Source organism: Peribacillus sp. P4_C12 (genome assembly GCF_056402095.1).
The window spans coordinates 1-2,277 of the sequence record NZ_JBFUIB010000556.1 but is presented as its reverse complement, the minus strand read 5'-3'; the positions used below and the strand labels follow the sequence as shown (position 1 = coordinate 2,277).

Annotated in this window: 2 protein-coding genes; one reads left to right on the top strand and one right to left on the bottom strand. The window is 32.8% G+C overall.

Annotated features, from left to right (window positions below; translation table 11 throughout):
- Nucleotides 1–417: 417 nt before the first annotated feature.
- On the bottom strand, nucleotides 418–654 hold the full coding sequence (locus AC1DUW_RS26410) for a hypothetical protein (protein WP_477643879.1): 237 nt from the start codon (nucleotides 652–654) through the stop codon (nucleotides 418–420).
- A gap of 583 nt (nucleotides 655–1,237) precedes the next feature.
- Between AC1DUW_RS26410 and AC1DUW_RS26405 the strand changes: the two genes are divergently transcribed.
- Nucleotides 1,238–2,122, top strand: coding sequence for an ABC transporter ATP-binding protein (locus AC1DUW_RS26405; protein ID WP_477643878.1), 885 nt, complete (start codon nucleotides 1,238–1,240; stop codon nucleotides 2,120–2,122).
- Nucleotides 2,123–2,277: the final 155 nt, after the last annotated feature.

Here is a 2,277-nt window from a genome sequence, read left to right as displayed (position 1 = left end):
TGATAATCCTTATGTAACTATTCTTATGTTAAAGCCCATTTTTTCGTACATTTTAATAGCTTGGTTCTCTGCAAAAGCACTTAGTCGGAATTCTGAGTATCCATCTTGTTTTAAAAGGTAAACACTTTAACTTACTTTGAAAAATACTAATAAAATAAGACTTATATGACAATTCTTAATGAACTACTATGAAGATTAATTACTAATTATCAGGAAAAAGACCATATTAAATAAAACACGCAACTTCAATTTTTTTTTGAAAAAGAGCAGTGCATTATTAACGATCTTCTAATAAATCGGTGGTTAGGTTGCTTCTGATATATTTACGGTATATCCTAAGTTTTCTAACCTTCGAACCGAATTTCGTTCAATGGAAGCTTGCTTTTGTATATCAAAATAATCTTCGCCTAACTCTATTTACATTTCTTTTCTAGTTAAAAGATAATAAGCAATTCTTAACATGGCGTGGGCAACCACAATTCCATCTCGTTTTCTTCCTTTTCGCTCAGTTGTCCATCTGTATAGAGCGCCAAGATAGTTTTTGGAGGCTCCAACGGTATGAGTATCTTCGGTTAAAGCAGATTTTAAATATTTATTGCCCTTTTTGGCTCTGGTTGATTTCCTTTTTCTTGAACTTTCATTGTGTCCTGGCACGAGGGCGGCCCATTACTTCAAAAAGAAGCAATTTCGAATAAATAGAGTAAATGCAAAATGGTGGAGGACAGACCTCCGCCTTTTTGCAGCTGTGTTGATGAAGCAAAAGTTGACAAAGGATGGTCTTTTTGCGATGGTAAAAGAGGCGTTAATATGTACCACATTCTTTAACAAATTGACCTTAAAACATATTCAGGACATATACGACACCGCTTACATTAAATCGTTTAACTATCAAAAAATATTACTTAATTTTGCTCCTCGGTTATCCCGCCAAGGTCAATTTTGGGTATTTCCTTTTCGGATTTTTTAAGACTGTTGGAACTTATAAGTACTATAGAGGTTATTTATAGGTTATTTATACCGTGACGATTAACCATATCCAATGCCAGTTAGTACAAAACCAATAGAAATGTAGTAGAATAAAGATTATGCTCTTGCTTAACATTCTTTAAAAAGACTGTTTCAAGAGCTTTTCTTTTATCAATCTGATAGTCTAATAATCATATTTCTTTCAAATATTTAACTTCATTCATTATCTTGTTCAAAAAATTAGTTTACCAAATAATAGGGGTGAACAAAATTGATTTTATCTGTTAATAACATACATAAATCATACGGTAAAGAAGAAGTGTTGAAGGGAATTTCTTTTGATATAAACAATTCTGAAATTGTAGCTCTCGTAGGTCCAAATGGTTCTGGCAAATCAACACTTCTAAATATTATTAACAACTTGTTACCTGCTAATAATGGTAAGGTCAATATACTAGGAGGAAGTAATAAAGATCCAGAAGTATTTAGAAAAATTTCTTTCATGCAGGATAACACAGTGCTTTATGATTATTTAACGGGATATGATCATCTCCAATTTATCGGGGACTTGCAAGGGATTACAAAAAAACATATTTTTGAAACCGCTGAAAGAATTGGGATAGATGGCTATTTGAATAAAAAGGTGGGACACTATTCACTCGGAATGAAGCAACATTTATTATTGGCGATGGCGCTAATTAATCAGCCGAAATTGTTGATTCTTGACGAACCACTTAATGGACTCGATCCAACCAGTGCAATAAAGGTCCGCGAACTATTATTAGAATTGGCTGAACAAGGAACGGCCATTCTTTTATCGTCACATAATTTAGCGGAAATTGACAAAGTCACTTCGAATATCTTGTTTTTAAAAAATGGTGTACTCATACATGAAGACCTATCAGCACACAAACAAGTGTGGTATGAAATCAAAGTGATGGATGTTGAAATGGCAGAATTTATTTTAAGTGAAGCTAATATAACTACAAAATTTGAAGGAAATAGACTTTACATTTGTTTAAAGGATGAAAATCTGCAAAATATTTTCGAATTGTTAAAACTACATAACATAGTCGTCTTGGATATCGAAAAGAAAATTTTAGGCACCGAGGAACGATATAAGAAAATATTCTTTAGTAGCGGTGGTGTGTCATGACGACCTTTCTGTTTGAACTTAAAAAAATTCGGCGCCAAAAAAAGCTACTTTGGCTATTTATTATTATTCTATTCTGTATAAGTGGACTTTTTTTTCAAAATTATCAAAAGCAGTCTACCATGTCGGAACGTGCCTCTAAAGCTATCGAACCTTAT